The organism is Rhizobacter sp. OV335 (genome assembly GCF_900142965.1).
Classification (GTDB): Bacteria; Pseudomonadota; Gammaproteobacteria; order Burkholderiales; family Burkholderiaceae_C; genus Rhizobacter.
This window is the reverse complement of record NZ_FRCQ01000026.1, coordinates 87,549-108,054: the sequence shown is the minus strand read 5'-3', so window position 1 is coordinate 108,054 and position 20,506 is coordinate 87,549. Positions and strand designations below refer to the sequence as shown.

Genomic DNA, 20,506 nt, shown 5'->3' with positions numbered 1-20,506 from the left:
GCTTCGTAGACCGACTCATCGGCACTGTTTGACCACAACGAACGAAGTGAGTGGAGGGAGTTTGCCGATGCACCCCCGAAGCCGATCTTCTTCGTGGAGTCGGCCCCCGGGCCGACCGCCCCGGCATGAGTCCCCAGCCCCTCCCGCCACCCGCCGCGACGCGACGTGACGCGCTACGCCTGCCAGACTCCGAACCCGGCCTCCCGCAGCGCAATCCCCAGTTCCACTTCCATGTCCCGTGCCCCGTCATACGGCATCGGGTTGTAGACCTCGTACAGCTTCGGCAGCAAGCGCAGCCCGTAGACCGTGACAAAACGGTTCGCCTGGATGCCGGCCTTGTGCTTGTCGAAGCGCACATCCGGGTCCAGGCCGGTCATGCCAACATAGACAAAGGGCTTGCCCAGCTGGTAGTCGGGGTTCGCCTTGCGGAAGCTCGGCTCGTTCCACACCTGATCGGCCAGCTCCACCACGTAGACGCTGTAGTGATGCTTCGGCCGCCGCGGCATGCTCGTCAGGCCGGCTTGCCGCGCGCCACCAGTTCGGCGTGGCGGGCCGCGTCGATGTTGCTGCCGCACATGACCAGGCCGACGCGGCGGCCATCGAGCCGCTCCTTCAGCGGGCCAAACAGCGCGGCCACCGCCGCGGCTGGCGCCGGCTCGACCGCGAGCTTCATGTCGATGAACAGATCGTGCATGCCGCGGCACAGGTCGTCGTCGGACACCCGCACGATCTCGTCGACGAAGCGGCGGCACACGCCGAAGCTGTAGGCGAGGGCATACGGCGCGCCCAGGCTGTCGGCGATCGTGTCGACCGCGTCGAGCTTCACCGGCTCGCCGGCCTGGAAGCTGCGGTACATCGCATCCGCACCGAACGGCTCGACCCCATAGACGCGGCAGGCCGGATTGATCTGCTTGACGGCCGCAGCGATGCCCGAAATCAATCCGCCACCGCCGACCGGCACCACCACCGCATCGAGCTGCGGCACCTGCTGCATGAACTCCAGGCCGACCGTCGCGGTGCCCTGCGAGGTTCGCGGGCCGTCGAACGGGTGGATCATCGTGCGGCCCTCGTCGGCCACCAGCGCCTGCGCGCCTGCAAAGGCCTCGTGCACGTTGGCGACCAGCACGACCTTCGCGCCGAAGCCCTCGCAGGTGGAAATGCGCAGCGGGCTCGCGTGCTTCGGCATCACGACCGTCGCGCTGGTGCCGGCGATGCGCGCCGCGTACGCCGCCGCGATCGCATGATTGCCGGCACTCGCGGCGACGATGCCGCGCTGCCTCGCGTCGGCGTCGAGCGCCTCGATGCAGTTCAGCGCGCCGCGCAGCTTGAAGCTGCCGGTGGTCTGCCAGAGCTCGAGCTTCAGCCAGACCTCGGTCGACGGCGCGAGCCGGGTCGCGACCGCGCCGGTCTGCCAGCGCCACACCGGCGTGGCGAGCACCTTGCCGGCCAGGCGGTCGGCGGTGGCGCGGATGTCATCCAGAGAAGGGAAGGGCGTGTCGGGGTTCATGGAGACGGATTGTCCGCGCAAGCGATGCGGTGGCCGAGGGCCCGGGATAATGCGGCGGATGACGAGCAGCACGAGCGACGGCGACAAGTTCTTCAAGCGGCTGGCCGACAGCCTGGACGAGCACACGTTCGTCAAGCTGGTGCTGGCCAAGTACCGCGGGCCCGAGCCCGACCTGCTGCGCGCCACGGTGCGCCGCATCCAGGTGCGCGACGCCGACACGCTCAGCTTCGTCTACACCCACCGCACCCGCGACGTGACGAAGAACATGCCGCTCGCCGACGGCCTGCAGAGCCTGCGCGAGCGCGCCACCGAGCTGTTCGGCCACCTGCACCTGATGACGCGCGCCGAAGACGTGCAGCTGATGGTCAGCAAGAAGGGCCAGCAGACGCTGCGCGTGGCGGCCGTCGAGCACGAGGCCGACGGTGCGGCCACCGGGCACGACCGCGAGAAGCACCGCTTCGTCGATCTGGCTCGCCCGTTCCTCACCGACCTCGGCGTCACCACGCCGCAGCACCAGCTGGTGCCGGCGATGGCGCGCAAGTGGAAGCAGATCAACAAGTTCGTCGAGGTGCTCGACAGCGCGCTGAAGGCCTCGCCGCTGCGCGACGCGAAAGAGGTGAGGGTGCTCGACTTCGGCGCCGGCAAGGGCTACCTGACCTTCGCGATGCACGAGTACCTGCACCGCATGCGCGGCATGAACGCCCACGTCACCGGCGTCGAGCTGCGCGAGGACATGGTGCGCCTGTGCAACGCGGCCGCGCAGCGCAACGCCATGGCCGGCCTCACATTCCGCCACGGCGACGTGCGCACGCATGCGCGCGAGCCGGTCGACGTGATGATCGCGCTGCACGCCTGCGACATCGCCACCGACTACGCGATCGACATGGGCATCCGCGCCGGCGCGTCCATCATCATGTGCTCGCCGTGCTGCCACAAGCAGATCCGCCCGCAGCTGCTGAGCCCGCACCCGCTGCGGCCGATCCTGCAGCACGGCATCCACCTCGGCCAGGAGGCCGAGATGCTGACCGACGGCCTGCGGGCACTGCTGCTCGACTCGCAGGGCTACGACACGCAGGTGTTCGAGTTCGTCGCGCTGGAGCACACCAGCAAGAACAAGATGATCCTGGCGGTCAAGCGCGCGCAGCCCAAACCGGCCGACGAGGTGCTGGCGCAGATCCGCGAGATCAAGGCCTTCTACGGCATCCGCGAGCACTGCCTCGAGACGCTGCTCGCCGCGGCCTGAATGCTCAGGCGGCCGCGGCCAGGATCAGGTCGGCCGCCTTCTCGGCGATCATGATCGTCGGCGCGTTCGTGTTGCCGCCGATCAGCGTCGGCATCACCGAGGCGTCGACCACGCGCAGCCCCTGCAGCCCGTGCACGCGCAGCGCCGCATCGACCACCGCCTGCGCATCGCCGCCCATCCGGCAGGTGCCGCTCGGGTGGTAGATGGTGTCGGCGCGGTTGCGGATCACCTCGCGGATCTCGTGGTCGCTCGCGACGCCCGGCGTGAAGAGGTCGCGCTTCAGGCGTGACGAGATCGCCGGCGCCTGCAGCAGGCGCTGCGTCAGCTTCCAGCCTTCGACCAGCACCTCCAGGTCGTCGGGATCGTCGAAGTACTTCGGGTCGATCAGCGGCACGTCGCGGATGTCGCCGCTTTGCACCAGCACCGTGCCGCGGCTGCGCGGACGCAGCAGGCACACATGGCACGACAGCCCGTGCCGCAGGTGCAGCTTGCGCGCATGGTCGTCGACCAGCGCGACGACGAAGTGCAGCTGAACGTCGGGTGCCGGCGAGTCCGGCGACACGCGCAGGAAGCCGCCGCCCTCGGCGAAGTTGCTGGTCAACAGGCCGCGGCGCTCGCGCCGGTAGCGGCCGTACTCGCGCAGCGCGTTGAGGCTGCCGGCTGGCGAGAAGCCGAACAGCGCGGTGTCGGGCACGCGGTAGCCGAACGCGAAGTCGATGTGGTCCTGCAGGTTGCGGCCGACGCCCGGCAGGTGGTGCTTCAGGTGGATGCCGGTGCGCTGCAGGAAGGCCCCATCGCCGACGCCCGACACCTGCAGCAACTGCGGCGTCTGCAGCGCGCCGGCGCACAGGATCACCTCGCGGCGCGCCATCAGGCGTTCGACCTGCCGGCCGCGCGCCATCTCGATGCCCACCGCGCGCTTGCCGTCGAACAGCACGCGCAGCGTCTGCGCCTTCGTCAGCACGTGCAGGTTGTCGCGGGCGTCCATCACCGGGTGCAGGTAGGCGCGCGCGGCACTCCAGCGCTCGCCGCGGTGCTGCGTGACCTGGTAGATGCCGATGCCATCCTGGCTCGCGCCGTTGAAGTCGTCGTTGATCGGGAAGCCGGCCTCGCATGCCGCCTGCAGCCAGACCTGCTGCCACGGGTTCGCGCTGCGCAGCTCGCTGACGTGCAGCGGGCCGGCCTGGCCATGGAACTCGTCGTGCAGGCGCTCGTTGTTCTCGGCCTTCTTGAAGTAGGGCAGCACCTCGTCGTAGGACCAGCCCGGGTTGCCGAGCGCGGCCCAGTGGTCGTAGTCGCTGCGGTGGCCGCGGGTGTAGATCATCGCGTTGATCGCCGACGAGCCGCCCAGCGCCTTGCCGCGCGGCTGGTAGCCGCGGCGACCGTTCAGGCCCGGCTGCGGCACGGTCTCGAAGGCCCAGTTGTTGAGGCGCGTCGGCAACATCGTGACGGCACCGACCGGCATGTCGATCAGCGCGCCGCGGCCATCGCCGCCGGCCTCGATCAACGCAACCGTGGTCGCCGGGTCGGCGCTGAGCCGGTTCGCGAGCACGCAGCCGGCCGAGCCGCCGCCGACGATCAGGTAATCGACCTCTCCCGTCACGCTGTCTCCCGTGTTTCTCAGATGAGGCTGTGGCCGAATTGTGGCGGCCCCGGCAGCATCAGGTCCTCGATCGACGGCAGGCCGCCGAGCAGCATCGGCGTCCAGTGCTCGGCCGGGGCCGGTGCGTGGAACAGGAAGCCCTGGTAGGCGTCGACGCCCAGCATCTGCAGGAAGCGCAGCTGCGCGCCGCGCTCGACGCCTTCGGCCACCACCTGCAGGTGCAGGTTGTTGGCCAGCGTGACGATCGAGCGCACGATGCGCTCGCGCCGCGCATTGCCCGGCAGGTCGAGCAGGAAGCTGCGGTCGATCTTCAGCACGTCGATCGGCAGGTCGGCGAGCTTGGACAGCGACGAGTAGCCGGTGCCGAAATCATCGATCGAGATCTTGAACGACCATTCGCGCAGCAGCTTCAACTGCGCCAGCGCCCGCTCGGGCCGCTCGGCGAGGAAGGTTTCGGTGACCTCCAGGTCGAGCGCGCCGACCGGCACGTCGTAGCGGCCGACCGCGGCCAGCACCGTCTCGAACAGGTTGTCGCGGTCGAGGTCGCGCGCCGACAGGTTCACCGCGACGCGCGGCGCCTGCGCGCCGGCCGCCATCCACAGCGCGAGCTGCCGGCACACCTCGTCGAGGATGTAGTCGGTGATGCGCGACACGCAGCCCATCTGCTCGGCCACCGGCACGAACTCGGCCGGCGACACCGCGCCGAGCGCCGGGCTGTTCCAGCGCACCAGCGCCTCGAAGCCGAGCAGCTGGCCGTTCGAGCGCACCTGCGGCTGGTAGACGACGTGCAGCTCGCGGTCGTCGATCGCACGCTCCAGCGCCGATTCGATCGCGATGCGGCGGCTGACCGCGCGCTCGCTGATCGGCGTGCCGACCTCGTCGGCGCTCGCGCCCTCGCGCGACAGCTCCATCGCGACGCCGCTGCGGTGCATCACCTCGGCGGCCTGCGCGCTGTCGATCGGGAACAGCGCGGCGCCGACCGCCAGCTCGACCAGCACGTGGCCGCTGCCGACCTGCAGCTGCTGCGGCAGCGCCCGGCGCAGCCGCGTGACGGCCATCGTCGCCTGCACCGCCGGCACCGGCGGGAGCGCGATGCTCAGCATCGAACCGCGGGTGCGGGCGATGTAGCTGTCCTTGCCGCCGGCCTCGCGCAGTGCGTTCGCGAACGCGACGATGAACTGGTTGCCTTGCGCCATGCCGAAGCGCGCATTGACCTGGCGCAGCGAGCCGAGTCCGCACGACACCACCGGGATCACCATGCCGGGCAGCAGCATCGCGCGCTGGCGATCGAGCCACTGTGCCATGCCTTCCGGGCGCGGCAGGCCGGTGACGACGTCGTGCGACGCGAGGTACTCGGCCTCGGCCTGGCTGCGCACCAGGTTGCGCTGCAGTTCGCGCAGCTCGGTCACGTCCTGGAAGCTCACCGCGAAGTGGCGGTCGCCGCAGGCGAAGCGGTTGCGCACCACCAGCCGGCGCTGCGCGCGGCCCTCGCCGGCCAGCCATTCGGTGCCGGCGTCGAAGCTCGGGACAGCGCTACCCTCCGGGGCGGTCGAACGCAGCCAGCGGGACAGCGGCTGGTCGTCGAACCCGCTGCCGGCGAGCTGCGCGAACAGCCGGTTGCCGCGCCGCACGCGGCCGTCGTCGCGGCACACGACGACGGCGGTGCCCTGGTTCTCGAACAGGTCCTCGTACAGGTCCTGCATGCGCTGCGCGTGCTCTCGCGAATGCGTGGCCGCGCTCAGGATGCGGAACACCGCAAGCGGCAAGCAGAAGTTGAAGAAGGTGAAGAGCAGGCCGTGGATGTACAGCGGCGAGGTGTTGAGCGTGACGTCGAGCCCGAACACGTTGGGCATCACGAAGCCCGAGGCCGCGAGCCCGAACGGCACCAGGTTCAGCGCCATCAGCGCCAGCGCGAGCCGGTAGCCGCGCAGCAGGCCCGCCAGCAGCGGCGCCGAATAGCAGAACACGTAGCCGAGGCGCTGCACCTCGGGGATGCGCACGCAGGTGGCGATCACGACGCCGGCGGCGTAGACGATGACGATCAGGCCGTTGCTGGCCAGCCGCTGGTGCTGCGTCGACCAGCGGATCGCTGCCAGCAGCGCCACGTAGAACGCGATGACGATGACGAGGATGTAGTAGACGCCGCGCTGCAGCCCGATCCACGAGCTGTGCAGCGCGATCGCCGCTTCGAGCGTGATGCCGCTGAGCAGGACGATGCGCAGCGCGCTCAGCTGAACGCGGCTGTCGGTGTCCTGGGATGGGCGGCCTGGTAACTGCAGGAAGGCGTGCAAGGACGCCCACAGGCGCTCACCCGTCGAGATCAATCGGCGGAGCATCGGGTCGGGCTGACGTGGCTGCTATCTGGCAAAGCTGCTGAGTGTGCCCGTCGCTGGTGCACACGCGACGGCGGCGAGCGTGAACGACTTCACGGCAGGTTAGCCGGTTCCGGGATCGGCCCCGGGCCGCGTGCGCGGTCGGCGGCGAACTGCTTCGTGAACTCGGCGAAGCGGCCGGCGTCGAGCGCGTCGCGCACCTCGCGCATCAGGTTCAGGTAGTAGTGCAGGTTGTGGATGGTGGTGAGCATCGGCCCGAGCATCTCGCCGCAGCGGTCGAGATGGTGCAGGTAGGCGCGGCTGAAGCCCTTGCAGGTGTGGCAGCTGCAGGTTTCGTCGATCGGGCGCTCGTCGGTGCGGTAGCGGGCGTTGCGCAGGCGCAGGTCGCCGAAGCGGGTGAACAGGTGGCCGTTGCGCGCGTTGCGGGTCGGCATCACGCAGTCGAACATGTCGACGCCGGCGGCGACGCCTTCGACCAGGTCTTCCGGCGTGCCGACGCCCATTAGGTAGCGCGGCTTGTGGGCCGGCAGCCGGTGCGGCGTGTGGGCCATGATGCGCTGCATCTCGGCCTTGGGCTCGCCGACGCTGACACCGCCGATCGCGTAGCCGGGCAGGTCGAGTTCGACCAGCGACGCGAGCGATTCCTCGCGCAGGGTCTCGAACATGCCGCCCTGCACGATGCCGAACAGCGCGTTCGGGTTCTCGTTGCGCTGGAACTCGGCCAGGCAGCGGCGCGCCCAGCGCAGGCTGAGCTCCATCGAGCTGCGGGCCTCGCGCTCGGTGGTCAGGTGGCCCTTGCTTTCGTAGGGCGTGCACTCGTCGAACTGCATCACGATGTCGCTGTTCAGCGCGCGCTGGATCTGCATGCTGATCTCGGGCGTCAGGAACAGCTTGTCGCCGTTGACAGGGGAGGCGAAGCGCACGCCTTCCTCGCTGATCTTGCGCATGTCGCCGAGCGACCAGACCTGGAAGCCGCCGCTGTCGGTCAGGATGGGCTTGGTCCAGCCTTCGAAGCGGTGCAGCCCGCCGAACTGGCGCAGGATGTCGACGCCCGGGCGCAGCCACAGGTGGAAGGTATTGCCGAGGATGATCTGCGCGCCCATGTCTTCGAGCGATTGCGGCATCACGCCCTTGACGGTGCCGTAGGTGCCCACCGGCATGAAGATGGGGGTCTCGACGACGCCATGGTTCAGCGTCAGGCGGCCACGGCGCGCGTGGCCTTCGGTCTTGAGGAGGTCAAACTGGAGCATGGGGGGATTGTCCGGCAACGGAAGAGGTGGGGCGCTCCAGCAGCATCGCATCCCCATAGCTGAAGAACCGATACCCCTGCGCGATCGCATGCCGGTACAGCGCCATCACGTGCTCGTAGCCGGCGAACGCGCTGACCAGCATCAGCAGCGTGCTCTTCGGCAGGTGGAAGTTGGTGACCAGCACGTCGACGACGCGGAACCTGAAGCCGGGCGTGATGAAGATGTCGGTGTCGCGGCTGCCGGCCTGCAGCACGCCGCCGCGCGCGGCCGATTCCAGCGCGCGCAGCGTCGTCGTGCCGACCGACACCACCCGCCCGCCGGCCGCCTGCGTGCGCGCGATCGCGTCGACCGTGGCCTGCGGCACCTCGAACCATTCGCTGTGCATCGTGTGCTCGGCGATGTTCTCGCTGCGCACCGGCTGGAAGGTGCCGGCGCCGACGTGCAGCGTGACGCTCGCGCTGCCGACGCCGCGCTCGCGCAGCGCCGCCAGCACGCCTTCGTCGAAATGCAGCGCGGCGGTCGGCGCGGCGGCGGCGCCCGGCCGCGCGGCGAACACCGTCTGGTAGCGCCGCTCGTCGTCGGCCTCGTCGGCATGCGTGATGTACGGCGGCAGCGGCACATGGCCGTGCCGCTCCAGCAATGCCAGCGGGTCGGACGGGAAGCGCAGGTGGAACAGGCTGCCGTCCGGCCCGCCGCGGCCCAGCACCTCGGCATCGAAGGCGTCGGCGAAGCGCACCGTCTGGCCCGGCTTCGGCGACTTGCTGGCGCGCAGGTGCATCAGCAGTTCGTTGTTCGGCAGCAGCCGTTCGACCAGCGCCTCGACCGCGCCGCCGCTGGCCTTGGCGCCGTACAGCCGGGCCTTGATCACGCGCGTGTCGTTGAAGACGAGCAGGTCGCCCGGCTGCAGCAGCGCGGGTAGCTCGCGGAAGATGCGGTCGATGGGCGGTGCGCTGCGGCCGTCGAGCAAGCGCGACGCGCTGCGTTCGGCGGCCGGGTGCTGCGCGATCAACTCGGGCGGCAGCGCGAAGTCGAAATCGCTCAGGGTGAAGTGGCGAGAGGTGGGGAAAGGAACGGAATCGGACGACATGGCATGCAGGCTGGACCGGCCTGACGAAGATCTGCAGGGGACGGATTCTTCCACGGTCGGTCGACGCGGCAGAATCCGCGCATGCCCGGTCGCGCCGCCTCCTCTCCCAGCGAGTCCCCCGTCGAACCTCCCGCCGCCGTGCCCGCGCGCGAAAAATCGGCCCCGCAGAAGGCGATGGAGAAGCTGGGCCTGGTGCGCGACATCGACCTCGCGCTGCACCTGCCGCTGCGCTACGAGGACGAGACCCGCATCACGCCGATCGCATCGCTGCGCGACGGCGACAACGCACAGGTCGAAGGCATCGTGCGCGAGTGCGAGATCCAGTTCCGCCCGCGCCGCCAGCTGGTCGTCAAGATCGACGACGGCACCGAGGAACTCTGGCTGCGCTTCCTGAACTTCTACCCGAACCACCAGAAGACGCTCGGCGTCGGCAAGCGGGTGCGGGCGCGCGGCGAGGTGCGCGGCGGCTTCTTCGGGCGCGAGATGGTGCACCCGAACTTCAAGGGCGTCGACGACGGCACGCCGCTGGCCGAGGCGCTGACGCCCGTCTACCCGACCAGCGCGACGCTGCCGCAGGCCTACCTGCGCAAGGCGGTGGCCTCGGGGCTGCAGCGCGCCGACCTGTCGGAGATCGTGCCGCCGGCCTTGCTGCCGTCCGGGCTGATGAGCCTGCGCGACGCGTTGCGCTTCCTGCACCACCCGACGCCCGACGTGAGCCTGGCCACGCTCGAGGACCACAGCCACCCGGCCTGGCAGCGCCTGAAGTTCGAGGAGCTGCTCGCGCAGCAGCTGTCGCAGCTGCAGGCCAAGCAGGAGCGGGCGTTGCAGCAGGCGCCGGCCTTCACGGTGCACGCCGGCGGCCTGCAGGAGAAGCTGCTCGCGGCGCTGCCGTTCTCGCTGACGGCGGCGCAGCGCCGCGTCGTCGAGGAGATCGCCATCGACCTGCAGCGCCCGGTGCCGATGCACCGGCTGCTGCAGGGCGACGTCGGCTCGGGCAAGACGGTGGTGGCCGCGCTGTCGGCCGCGATCGCGATGAACGAAGGCTGGCAGTGCGCGCTGATGGCGCCGACCGAGATCCTCGCCGAGCAGCATTTCCGCAAGCTGGTCGGCTGGCTCGAGCCGCTGGGCGTGCAGGTGGCCTGGCTGACCGGCAGCCGCAAGGGCAAGGCGCGGCGCGAGATGCTCGCGCGCGTGGCCTCGGGCGAGGCCGGGCTGGTGGTCGGCACGCATGCGGTGATCCAGGGCGCGGTCGAGTTCGCGCGGCTCGGGCTGGCCATCATCGACGAGCAGCACCGCTTCGGTGTCGCGCAGCGGCTCGCGCTGCGCGCCAAGCTGCAGCAGGGCGCGCTGGAGCCGCACCTGCTGATGATGAGCGCGACGCCGATCCCGCGCACGCTCGCGATGACGGTGTTCGCCGACCTCGACGTGAGCACCATCGACGAACTGCCGCCCGGGCGCACGCCGATCGTCACCAAGGTTTTCAGCGATGCGCGCCGCGGCAATGTGATCCTGACCATCGCCGACGAGGTGGCACGTGGCCGGCAGGTGTACTGGGTGTGTCCGCTGATCGAGGAATCGGAGACGCTGGACCTGCAGAACGCGACCGCCACGCACCAGCAGCTGTGCGAGGCGCTGCCGGATGAGATGGTCGGCCTGCTGCACGGCCGCATGCCGGCGGCGGAGAAGGCGGCGGTGATGGCGCTGTTCACCGCGGGCGAGATGAAGGTGCTGGTCAGCACGACGGTGATCGAGGTCGGCGTCGACGTGCCGAACGCGTCGCTGATGGTGATCGAGCACGCCGAGCGCTTCGGGCTGAGCCAGCTGCACCAGCTGCGCGGTCGTGTCGGGCGCGGCTCGGTCGCGAGCGTGTGCGTGCTGGTCTACACGGCGCCCTTGTCGCCGACCGGCAAGGACCGGCTGCGCGCGATGGCCGAGACGAACGACGGCTTCGAGATCGCGCGGCGCGACCTGGAGATCCGCGGGCCGGGCGAGTTCCTCGGCGCGCGGCAGTCGGGCGCGCCGCTGCTGCGCTTCGCCGACCTCGCGCTCGACGAGGCGCTGGTGCACCGGGCGCGGGCCGTCGCGACGCTGTTGCTGGCGCAGCATCCGCGCATCGCCGAGCAGCACGTGGCGCGCTGGCTGGGCGGCAAGGCCGAGTACCTGAAGGCCTGAGGGCCTGAAGGCGCGAGGCCGCGCGGGCATCCCCCTAGTTTCTGGCGCCCTGCCGGCCGAACGCGCGGGATAGCATCCGCGCGGCACCATCAACCGCGGAGGGCCTGCCCCATGAACCTGATCCAGCGTGTGCAAGACATCCTGCTGAAGCCGAAGCAGACCTGGCCGGTGATCGAGGCCGAGCCGGCGACACAGGCCTCAATCTACAAGGGCTACGTGCTGATCCTGGCGGCGATCCCGCCGGTCGCGTCGTTCCTCGGCCTGATCTTCATTGTCGGACTGGGGTTCTGGGGGCTGTCGACGCTGGTGCTGGGTTATGTGCTGGCGCTCGTGAAAGTCTTTGTGCTGACGCTGATCGTCGATGCACTCGCGCCCAGTTTCGGCGGCACCAAGGGGCAGGTCAGCGCGCTGAAGCTGGTGGCGTATGCCAGCACCGCCGGCTGGATCGGTGGCGTGTTCCACCTGGTACCGGGACTGTGGATCCTGGGCATCGTCGCGTCGCTGTATGGCATCTACCTGATCTACCTCGGCCTGCCGGTGCTGATGAAGTGCCCGCAGGACAAGGCGGGCGCGTACACGGCGGTGGTGATCGTCTGCGCGATCGTGATCTACATCGTGCTGGGCGCGCTGACGGCGATGGGCGGGCCGATGCGCGTGGGCTCGTGGGGTGGTTGGGCCGGCTCGCACGGCAGTGCGGTGACGATCAAGACGCCGGGTGGCGAGATCAAGGTCGACACCGCGAAGATGGATGACCTCTCGAAGAAGTTGGAAGAGGCCGGCAAGCGCATGGAAGAGGCGCAGAAGTCCGGCGACCCCGCCGCCACCGGCAAGGCGATGGGCGAGATGATGGGTGCGCTGACCGGCGGCAACGGCCAGCCGATCGCGCCGGCCGACCTGAAGGCGGTGCTGCCCGAGGCGCTGGGCGAGCTGAAGCGCGAATCGATCGAATCGCAGGGCGGCCAGGCGATCGGCATCGCGAGCTCGATGGCCAAGGCCTCGTATGCCGCGGCCGACAAGCGCGTGCAGCTGACGATCACCGACCTGGGCGGCACGGCCGGCCTCGCGGCGCTGGCCGCCTGGTCCGGCATGACGATGGACAAGGAGACGACCGAGCAGGTCGAGAAGGTCTACAAGCAGGACGAGCGCACCGTGCGCGAGGAGTACCGCAAGGACGGCAGCCATGGCGAGGTGACGGTGCTGCTGACCAATGGCGTGGTCGTCGAGGCCAAGGGCCAGCAGGTCGATCTGGCGGCGCTGAAGAAGGCGCTCGAGGCCGTCGGGCTCGACAAGCTCGAAGCGGTCAAGCGCCCCGCGAAGGCCTGAGGCCGATCAGCTGCCGAAGTGGATCTGGTAGCGGGCGCCGTCGGAAAACTGGCAGGCGCCGGTTCCGATGCCCGGCCCGGTGATCAGGTACTCGCACTGGGCATTCACGCCCTTGCCGCCATACGCGTTCGCGATGCCGCGGCGCCCGCTGAAACTGCGCTGGTTCAGACCCAGCACCTCGTTGTAGATGCGCCCGAAGGCGGCGTAACTCGCGTCGACGCGGGTGCTCTCGCCCTGCATCGTGTCGCCCAGGTAGGACAGCGTGAAGCTGCCGCGGCCGGTGTTGTTGTCGACCACGACGGCCGTCAGCAGCCCGCCCTTGTTGGCCTGCGTGTTCAGCGGGTAGAGCCGGGCGTTCAGCACGGTGGGGGCGGGCGGCGCCGCAGGCGTGGGGGGCGTCACGACGGTCACGCTGGCGGGCGGTGGCGTATCGCCACGGGCATCGGCGCGCTGGATCGGGTAGCCCTGGCCGGTGCGCGGGTCGATCGGCACGACGTAGCAGGCGCTGAGGGCGGCCGACAGCGAGGCCACGGCCAGCAGCGAGGCGGCGCTCAGGATGCGTGAAGGGGGCTTGCTCATTCGGGGTCTTCCGGTGCGCGGCAGATGCCGCGGGCCGGAGAATCTGCTGGCGCTCCGGCCTTCGCAAGCGCCACGGCCCGGGGTATCGCAAGGTGATGCCGGCAGGCGCATGACGCGCGCCCGGGTGTCGGATATTCTTCCGCTTCCTCCGCGCTGGAGGCTTGAGCGGGATGCCATGACACTGACCGAGTTGCGATACATCGTCGCCGTCGCGAGAGAGAAGCACTTCGGGCGGGCCGCCGAGGCCTGCTTCGTCTCGCAGCCGACCCTCAGCGTCGCGATCAAGAAGCTCGAGGAAGAGCTCGACGTCAAGCTGTTCGAGCGCGGCTCCAACGAGGTCAGCGCGACTCCGCTCGGCGAAGAGATCGTGCGCCAGGCCCAGTCGGTGATCGACCAGGCGGCCGGCATCAAGGAGATCGCCAAGCGCGGCAAGGACCCGGTGTCGGGGCCGCTGCGCGTCGGCGTGATCTACACGATCGGCCCCTACCTGCTGCCCGACCTGGTGAAGCAGGCGATCGAGCGGGTGCCGCAGATGCCGCTGGTGCTGCAGGAGAACTTCACCGCCCGGCTGCTCGACATGCTGCGCACCGGCGAGCTCGACTGCGCGATCATGGCCGAGCCCTTCCCCGACACCGGCCTCGCGATCGCGCCGCTGTACGACGAGCCCTTCGTCGTCGCGCTGCCCAAGGACCACCCGCTCGCCAAGCGCAAGCGCATCACCGCCGAGGAGCTGAAGCAGGAGACGATGCTGCTGCTGGGCACCGGCCACTGCTTCCGCGACCACGTGCTCGAGGTCTGCCCCGAGTACGCCCGCTTCTCGAGCGATGCCGAGGGCATCCGCAAGAGCTTCGAGGGCTCGTCGCTCGAGACCATCAAGTACATGGTGGCGTCGGGCATGGGCATCACCGTGGTGCCGCAGCTCAGCGTGCCGAAAGACCAGCAGCCGCACGTGCGCTACGTGCCGTTCGCGACGCCGGTGCCGACGCGGCGCGTGGTGCTCGCATGGCGCCGCACCTTCACGCGCTACGAGGCGATCGCCGCGCTGCGCAACGCGATCTACGCCTGCCCGCTCGAAGGCGTCAGCAGAGTGTCATGAGGGGCCTTTGAAGCCTGACTAGACTCGAACCCGAATTCACCTTGTTTCCCGGAGATTCCCAGATGGCGAAGAAGACCAAGACCGTATCCGTTCCCGCAGCCGCGACCGCCCCGAGCGGCGGCATGGGCATCCACATCGGCATCAGCGACAAGGACCGCGCGGCGATCGCCGGTGGCCTGAGCAAGCTGCTGGCCGACACCTACACGCTGTACCTGACGACGCACAACTTCCACTGGAACGTCACCGGGCCGATGTTCAACACGCTGCACCTGATGTTCATGACGCAGTACACCGAGCTGTGGGCCGCGGTCGACCCGGTCGCCGAGCGCATCCGCTCGCTCGGACACCCGGCCCCGGGGTCGTATGCGCAGTTCGGCGCGCTGGCCTCGATCAAGGACGCGCCGGCCGTGCCGCCGAAGGCGCTCGAGATGGTGCGCATCCTGGTGCAGGGCCACGAGGCGGTGGCGCGCACCGCGCGCAGCCTGTTCCCGCTGGCCGACAAGGCCGGCGACGAGCCGACGGCCGACCTGCTGACCCAGCGCCTGACGGTGCACGAACAGACTGCGTGGATGCTGCGCAGCCTGCTCGAAGAGTGAACGGGCCGGCGCGATGAACGGGCCCACCGCGGTGCGAGCGGCGATCGTCACCTTCGACGGCTTCAACGAGCTGGATTCGTTCATTGCGCTCGGCTTGATGAACCGGCTGCGGCCGTCCGGCTGGACGGTCGAGATCGCCGGCCCGAGCCAGCGGCTCACGTCGATGAACGGCGTGACGATCGAGACACAGCAGCCGCTGGAGTTCGCGAACGAGGCCGACATCGTGCTGTTCGGCAGCGGCATCTACACGCGGGCGATCGCCGAGAACAGCGCGCTGCTGGACCGGCTGCAGCTCGACCCGGTGCGCCAGCTGATCGGCGCGCAGTGTTCCGGCACGCTGCTGCTGGCGCGGCTGGGGCTGCTGGCCGACATTCCGGCCTGCACCGACCTGACGACCAAGCCGTGGGTGGTCGAGGCCGGCGTGCGGGTGGTCGATGCGCCGTTCCATGCGCGCGGCCCGATCGCGACGGCCGGCGGCTGCATGGCCTCGCAGTACCTCGCCACCTGGGCGATGCTGCGGCGTGCCGGCGTCGATGCGACGTCGAAGGCGCTGCACTACGTGGCGCCGGTGGGCGAGAAGGAGGCCTACGTCGACAAGCTGATCGACACCGTGCGCGCCTTCATCCCGCCCGACGAACTGCTGCTCTGACGGGTTCGTTCAATGCGAGGGCGCCGGCACCGACCAGCGCTTCTGCACCTCGCCCGCCGAGTTGACGCTCTCCATGTGCACGCCGAAGCCCCACAGCCGGGCCGCGTGCTTCAGCACCTCTTGCGCGTTGTCGTGCAGCGGCCGGTCGTTGTGTTGCGCATGGCGCAGCGTCAGCGAGCGGTCGCCGCGCAGGTTCACGCTCCAGACCTGGATGTTCGGTTCGCGGCTGCCCAGGTCGTACTGGTGCGACAAGGCCTCGCGCACGCGCCGGTAGCCGCTCTCGTCGTGGATGGCCGAGACCTCCAGCTCCTTGTCCTTCTCGTCGTCGACGATCGCGAACAGCCGGAACTCGCGCATCAGGTTCGGCGACAGGTACTGGCCGATGAAGCTCTCGTCCTTGAAGTTGCGCATCGCATGGTCGATGGACTCGAGCCAGTCGGTGCCCGCCAGCTGCGGGAACCAGTGGCGGTCCTCGTCGGTCGGTTTCTGGCAGATGCGCTTGATGTCGGTGTACATCGCGAAGCCGAGCGCATACGGGTTGATGCCGTTGTAGCCGCGGTCGCCGACGCGCGGCTGGTACACCACGTTGGTATGCGACTTCAGCCACTCGATCATCATGCCGTCGCTCAGGTGGCCGTCGTCGTACATGGTGTTCAGCAGCGAGTGGTGCCAGAACGTGGCCCAGCCCTCGTTCATCACCTGCGTCTGGCGCTGCGGGTAGAAGTACTGCGCCACCTTGCGCACGATGCGCACGATCTCGCGCTGCCACGGCTCCAGCAGCGGCGCGTGCTTCTCGATGAAGTACAGCAGGTTCTCCTGCGGTTCTTCCGGGAAACGCCGCGACTCGGCTTCTTCGAGCGCGGCCTTGTCCGCCTTGCGCGGCAGCGTGCGCCACATCTCGTTGATCTGGCGCTGCGCATAGGCCTCGCGGTCCTTCGCGTCGGCCAGCTCCTGCGCGAGCGACTTGCGGCTCGGCCGCCGGTAGCGGTCGACGCCGTGGTTCATCAGCGCATGGCAGCTGTCGAGGAAGTTCTCGACCGCCTCCAGCCCGTGCCGCTCCTCGCACTCGGTCACGTAGTTCTTCGCGTAGACCAGGTAGTCGATGATCGACGACGCATCGGTCCACATGCGGAACAGGTAGTTGCCCTTGAAGAAGCTGTTGTGCCCGTAGGCCGCATGCGCGATCACCAGCGCCTGCATTGCCATCGTGTTCTCCTCCATCAGGTAGCTGATGCAGGGGTCGGAGTTGATGACGATCTCGTAGGCCAAGCCCATGTGGCCGCGGCGGTAGTTCTTCTCGGTGGAGATGAACTCCTTGCCGTAGCTCCAGTGGCGGTAGTTCACCGGCATGCCGACCGACGCATACGCGTCCATCATCTGCTCGGCGGTGATGATCTCGAGCTGGTTCGGGTAGGTGTCGAGTCCGTAGCGCTCGGCCGTGGCCTTGATCACCTCGTGGTAGCGCTCGACCAGCTCGAACGACCAGTCGGTGGGCGAGGGCAGCGGCGCGTGCGCACGTTTGGGCGCGGCCAGGTCGGCGGCGCGGCGTTTCGGGGAAGCGGTCAGCATCTGGTTCTTGCGCCTCTCGGCGCCCCACGGTGGAGTGACTTGGAGGTTCATGTCGGTGCACCCTCCTTCTTGAACAGCTCGCGGAACACCGGGTAGATCTGCGAGGCCTCGGTCACCTTGCGGATCGCGAAGGCCTTCGCGTCGGCGGCCAGCGCCGAGTACTCGTCCCACAGGTTCTGCTCTTCCTCGGCCACCTGCACATAGGCGAAGTAGCGGCACAGCGGCAGGATGTTGTTGGCCAGCAGCTCACGGCAGCGTCCGCTGTCGTGGTGCCAGTTGTCGCCATCGCTCGCCTGCGCGCCGTAGATGTTCCATTCGCTGGTCGGGTAGCGGGCCCGGGCGATCTCTTCCATCAGCACGAGCGCGCTCGACACCACGGTGCCGCCGGTCTCGGTCGAGTGGAAGAAGTTCTGCTCGTCGACCTCTTGCGCCTGCGTGTGGTGGCGGATGAAGACGATGTCGATCTTCTCGTAGTGCCGCGTCAGGAACAGGTACAGCAGGATGAAGAAGCGCTTCGCCAGATCCTTGCGCGCCTCGTCCATCGAGCCGGACACGTCCATCAGGCAGAACATCACCGCCTTCGAGGTGGGCACCGGCACGCGCACGCGGCTGCGGTAGCGCAGGTCGATCGGGTCGAGGTAGGGGATGCGCTTCAGGCGGGCGCGCAGCGCTTCGATCTGCAGCTCGAGCGGCGGGATCTCGTGCGCGAACGGGTTCGGGTGCGGATGGCGCTTGAGCTGCACCAGCTGCGCCTCGAGTTCGGCCAGTTCGCGCCGCGAATCGGCGCCGAGCGCGATGCGCCGGCCGATCGCGCCGCGCATCGAGCGCACCACGTGCAGGTTGTTCGGCGTGCCATCGCTGCTGTAGCCGGCACGGTGGGTCTTGAACTCGGGCGTCTCGGCGAGCGTCGTGCGGGCGAGGTTGGGCAGGGCCAGGTCGTCGAAGAAGACCTGCATGAACTCTTCCTTGCTGAGGTGGAAGACGAAGTCGTCGTCCCCCTCGCCGGAATCGCTCGCCTGTCCGCCCCCACCGCCGCCCCCGCCGCCCTTGGGCCGTTCGATGCGGTCGCCGCGCACGTAGTCCTGGTTGCCCGGGTGCACCATCTCGCGCTTGCCGCCCTGGCCGTGGCCGAACACCGGCTCGGCGATGTCGCGCTTCGGGATGTGGATGTCCTCGCCCTGCGCGATGTCGCGGATGCCGCGCCCATCGACCGCGCGCTTGACCGCCTCGCGGATCTGGTCCTTGTGGCGGCGCAGGAAGCGCTCGCGGTTGCCGATGGACTTGTTCTTGCCCGCCAGCCGCCGGTCGATGATCTGCTGGAGCATGTGGACCTTTCGTGGGTCGTCAGATCACGAACTCTTGCGCACGCGCAGGTACCACTCGCAGAGCAGGCGCACCTGCTTCGACGTATAGCCCTTGGCCACCATCCGGGTCACGAAGTCCTCGTGCTTCTTGGCCTCGTCGGCGCTCGCCTTCGCGTTGAAGCTGATCACCGGCAGCAGCTCCTCGGTGTTCGAGAACATCTTCTTCTCGATCACCGTGCGCAGCTTCTCGTAGCTAGTCCAGACCGGGTTGTTGCCGGCGTTGTTGGCGCGGGCACGCAGCACGAAGTTGACGATCTCGTTGCGGAAATCCTTCGGGTTCGCGATGCCGGCCGGCTTCTCGATCTTCTCGAGCTCGGCGTTCAGCGAGCCGCGGTCGAACACCTCGCCGGTGTCGGTGTCGCGGTACTCGTGGTCCTGGATCCAGTAGTCGGCATAGGTGACGTAGCGGTCGAAGATGTTCTGGCCGTACTCGCTGTAGCTCTCGAGGTAGGCGGTCTGGATCTCCTTGCCGATGAACTCGGCATAGCGCACCGCCAGGTGCTCCTTGATGAAGGCGAGGTATTTCTGCTCGGTCTCGGCCGCGAACTGCTCGCGCTCGATCTGCTGCTCGAGCACATACATCAGGTGCACCGGGTTCGCGGCGACCTCGGTGCTGTCGAAGTTGAAGACCTTGGACAGGATCTTGAACGCGAAGCGCGTCGAGACGCCGCTCATGCCCTCGTCGACGCCGGCGTAGTCGCGGTACTCCTGGAAGCTCTTCGCGCGCGGGTCGGTGTCCTTCAGGTTCTCGCCGTCGTACACCAGCATCTTGGAATAGAGGCTGCTGTTCTCGGGCTCCTTCAGCCGGGTCAGGGTCGCGAACTGCGACATCATCTTCAGCGTGCCCGGCGCGCAGGTCGCCTGGGCCAGCGACGAGCCGCGCAGCAGCTTCTCGTAGATCTTGACCTCTTCGCTGACGCGCAGGCAGTACGGCACCTTGACGATGTAGATCCGGTCGAGGAAGGCCTCGTTGTTCTTGTTGTTGCGGAATGCCTTCCACTCGCTCTCGTTGCTGTGCGCGAGCACGACGCCGTCGAACGGGATCGCGCCGAAGCCTTCGGTGCCCTTGTAGTTGCCTTCCTGCGTGGCGGTCAGCAGCGGGTGCAGCACCTTGATCGGCGCCTTGAACATCTCGACGAACTCGAGCAGGCCCTGGTTCGACAGGCACAGGCCGCCGGAGTAGCTGTACGCGTCGGGGTCGTCCTGCGCGTAGGTCTCGAGCTTGCGGATGTCGACCTTGCCGACCAGCGACGAGATGTCCTGGTTGTTCTCGTCGCCCGGCTCGGTCTTCGCGATGCCGACCTGCTTGAGCACCGACGGGAAGCGCTTGACGATGCGGAACTTGCGGATGTCGCCGCCGAACTCGTCGAGCCGCTTGACGGCCCACGGCGACAGGATGCGCTGCAGGTAGCGGCGCGGGATGCCGTATTCCTTCTCGAGGATCGCGCCGTCTTCGACCGCATCGAACAGGCCGAGCGGCGACTCGTTCACCGGCGAGCCCTTGATCGCGTAGAAGGGCACTTCCTGCATCAGCGACTTCAGCCGCTCGGCGATCGACGACTTGCCGCCGCCCACCGGGCCGAGCAGGTAGAGGATCTGCTTCTTTTCCTCCAGCCCCTGCGCGGCATGCCGGAAATACGACACCACCTGCTCGATGGAGTCTTCCATGCCGTAGAACTCGGCGAAGGCCGGATAGATCTTGATGACCTTGTTGGCGAACAGACGGGACAGGCGCGGGTCGTTGCGTGTGTCGATGGTCTGTGGATCCCCGATCGCCTGGAGCATGCGCTCGGCAGCGGTGGAATAGGCCACGGGGTTGCGCTTGCACTCGGCGAGGTACTCTTCGAGCGAGAGTTCCTCTTCACGGGTGCGCTCGAAGCGCGCTGCGAAATGGCTGATCACGTCCATGCTGACCTCCTAAGACATCGGGATGGCGACAGCGAAGGGGCCACCTTCGCTGCCGTCTGGGGAAGTTCTGATGAAGTCCCGGTGGAGGGCTCCATCAGAGCTTTCCTTCAAAGGTCAGCTCATTTCGTGATTCAAGCTTGCGTCATTTTGGGATGTCGTGTGCGTGGAGATGTGGTGAAAAACGCCCGCTGTTCAACGCTTCGTTGAGATGAAGGTGTACAGCAAAT

Annotated in this window: 16 protein-coding genes; 6 read left to right on the top strand and 10 right to left on the bottom strand. The window is 68.4% G+C overall.

All coding sequences use genetic code 11. From position 1 onward, the window contains the following. Positions 1 to 173: 173 nt before the first annotated feature. Together BUE42_RS23835 and BUE42_RS23830 are read right to left on the bottom strand one after the other, a co-directional pair. Entirely contained in the window at positions 174 to 506 is a 333-nt protein-coding gene (locus tag BUE42_RS23835) for a hypothetical protein (RefSeq protein WP_073467775.1), read from the bottom strand. Between the two features lie 5 nt (positions 507 to 511). Then, on the bottom strand, positions 512 to 1,507 hold the full coding sequence (locus BUE42_RS23830; RefSeq protein ID WP_073467774.1) for a threonine ammonia-lyase: 996 nt from the start codon (positions 1,505 to 1,507) through the stop codon (positions 512 to 514). A 58-nt stretch (positions 1,508 to 1,565) separates the two neighbouring features. On the opposite strand from BUE42_RS23830, the gene BUE42_RS23825 reads away from it, so the two are divergent. Next, positions 1,566 to 2,750, top strand: coding sequence for a class I SAM-dependent methyltransferase (locus BUE42_RS23825; protein WP_083614484.1), 1,185 nt, complete (start codon positions 1,566 to 1,568; stop codon positions 2,748 to 2,750). 4 nt (positions 2,751 to 2,754) lie between these two features. Here the strand turns inward: BUE42_RS23825 and BUE42_RS23820 are convergent, their stop codons facing one another. The 4 genes from BUE42_RS23820 to queA form a co-directional block, all read right to left on the bottom strand. Then, positions 2,755 to 4,353 (bottom strand): GMC family oxidoreductase, encoded by a 1,599-nt coding sequence (locus BUE42_RS23820; RefSeq protein ID WP_073467772.1) that lies wholly within the window; start codon positions 4,351 to 4,353, stop codon positions 2,755 to 2,757. 17 nt (positions 4,354 to 4,370) lie between these two features. Then, on the bottom strand, positions 4,371 to 6,689 hold the full coding sequence (locus BUE42_RS23815) for a putative bifunctional diguanylate cyclase/phosphodiesterase (protein ID WP_083614480.1): 2,319 nt from the start codon (positions 6,687 to 6,689) through the stop codon (positions 4,371 to 4,373). Between the two features lie 89 nt (positions 6,690 to 6,778). Then, positions 6,779 to 7,936, bottom strand: a complete 1,158-nt coding sequence (gene tgt, locus BUE42_RS23810; protein ID WP_073467770.1) for a tRNA guanosine(34) transglycosylase Tgt — start codon at positions 7,934 to 7,936, stop codon at positions 6,779 to 6,781. Beyond that, a complete protein-coding gene (gene queA / locus BUE42_RS23805) occupies positions 7,923 to 9,023 on the bottom strand; it encodes a tRNA preQ1(34) S-adenosylmethionine ribosyltransferase-isomerase QueA (RefSeq protein WP_073467769.1) in 1,101 nt (366 codons plus the stop codon). Before queA ends, tgt begins: the two co-directional genes overlap by 14 nt. An 81-nt stretch (positions 9,024 to 9,104) precedes the next feature. Between queA and recG the strand changes: the two genes are divergently transcribed. Beyond that, entirely contained in the window at positions 9,105 to 11,195 is a 2,091-nt protein-coding gene (recG, locus tag BUE42_RS23800) for an ATP-dependent DNA helicase RecG (protein WP_073467768.1), read from the top strand. A 111-nt stretch (positions 11,196 to 11,306) separates the two neighbouring features. Further along, complete coding sequence (locus tag BUE42_RS23795; RefSeq protein WP_073467767.1) at positions 11,307 to 12,518, top strand: Yip1 family protein; 1,212 nt, start codon at positions 11,307 to 11,309, stop codon at positions 12,516 to 12,518. Positions 12,519 to 12,524: 6 nt separating this feature from the next. Here BUE42_RS23795 and BUE42_RS23790 read toward each other — a convergent pair whose 3' ends face one another. Further along, a complete protein-coding gene (locus BUE42_RS23790) occupies positions 12,525 to 13,097 on the bottom strand; it encodes a hypothetical protein (protein ID WP_073467766.1) in 573 nt (190 codons plus the stop codon). Between the two features lie 175 nt (positions 13,098 to 13,272). Between BUE42_RS23790 and BUE42_RS23785 the strand changes: the two genes are divergently transcribed. From BUE42_RS23785 to BUE42_RS23775, 3 genes are all read left to right on the top strand, one after another. Then, entirely contained in the window at positions 13,273 to 14,193 is a 921-nt protein-coding gene (locus tag BUE42_RS23785) for a LysR substrate-binding domain-containing protein (protein WP_073467765.1), read from the top strand. Positions 14,194 to 14,315: 122 nt separating this feature from the next. Then, the gene (locus BUE42_RS23780; RefSeq protein ID WP_143171714.1) at positions 14,316 to 14,789 is read left to right on the top strand and encodes a Dps family protein; all 474 of its coding nucleotides are present in this window, start codon (positions 14,316 to 14,318) and stop codon (positions 14,787 to 14,789) included. A gap of 31 nt (positions 14,790 to 14,820) precedes the next feature. Continuing rightward, the gene (locus BUE42_RS23775; RefSeq protein ID WP_073467788.1) at positions 14,821 to 15,438 is read left to right on the top strand and encodes a DJ-1/PfpI family protein; all 618 of its coding nucleotides are present in this window, start codon (positions 14,821 to 14,823) and stop codon (positions 15,436 to 15,438) included. A gap of 9 nt (positions 15,439 to 15,447) precedes the next feature. Here the strand turns inward: BUE42_RS23775 and BUE42_RS23770 are convergent, their stop codons facing one another. Genes BUE42_RS23770 through BUE42_RS23760 form a run of 3 tightly spaced genes read right to left on the bottom strand, consistent with a single transcriptional unit; the run spans position 15,448 to position 20,279 of the window. Beyond that, on the bottom strand, positions 15,448 to 17,058 hold the full coding sequence (locus BUE42_RS23770; protein ID WP_083614479.1) for a SpoVR family protein: 1,611 nt from the start codon (positions 17,056 to 17,058) through the stop codon (positions 15,448 to 15,450). Continuing rightward, positions 17,055 to 18,332: a YeaH/YhbH family protein gene (locus BUE42_RS23765; protein ID WP_073467763.1), complete on the bottom strand. Its 1,278-nt coding sequence runs from the start codon at positions 18,330 to 18,332 to the stop codon at positions 17,055 to 17,057. Before BUE42_RS23765 ends, BUE42_RS23770 begins: the two co-directional genes overlap by 4 nt. 24 nt (positions 18,333 to 18,356) lie before the next feature. Beyond that, on the bottom strand, positions 18,357 to 20,279 hold the full coding sequence (locus BUE42_RS23760; RefSeq protein WP_073467762.1) for a PrkA family serine protein kinase: 1,923 nt from the start codon (positions 20,277 to 20,279) through the stop codon (positions 18,357 to 18,359). Between the last annotated feature and the right edge of the window lie 227 nt (positions 20,280 to 20,506).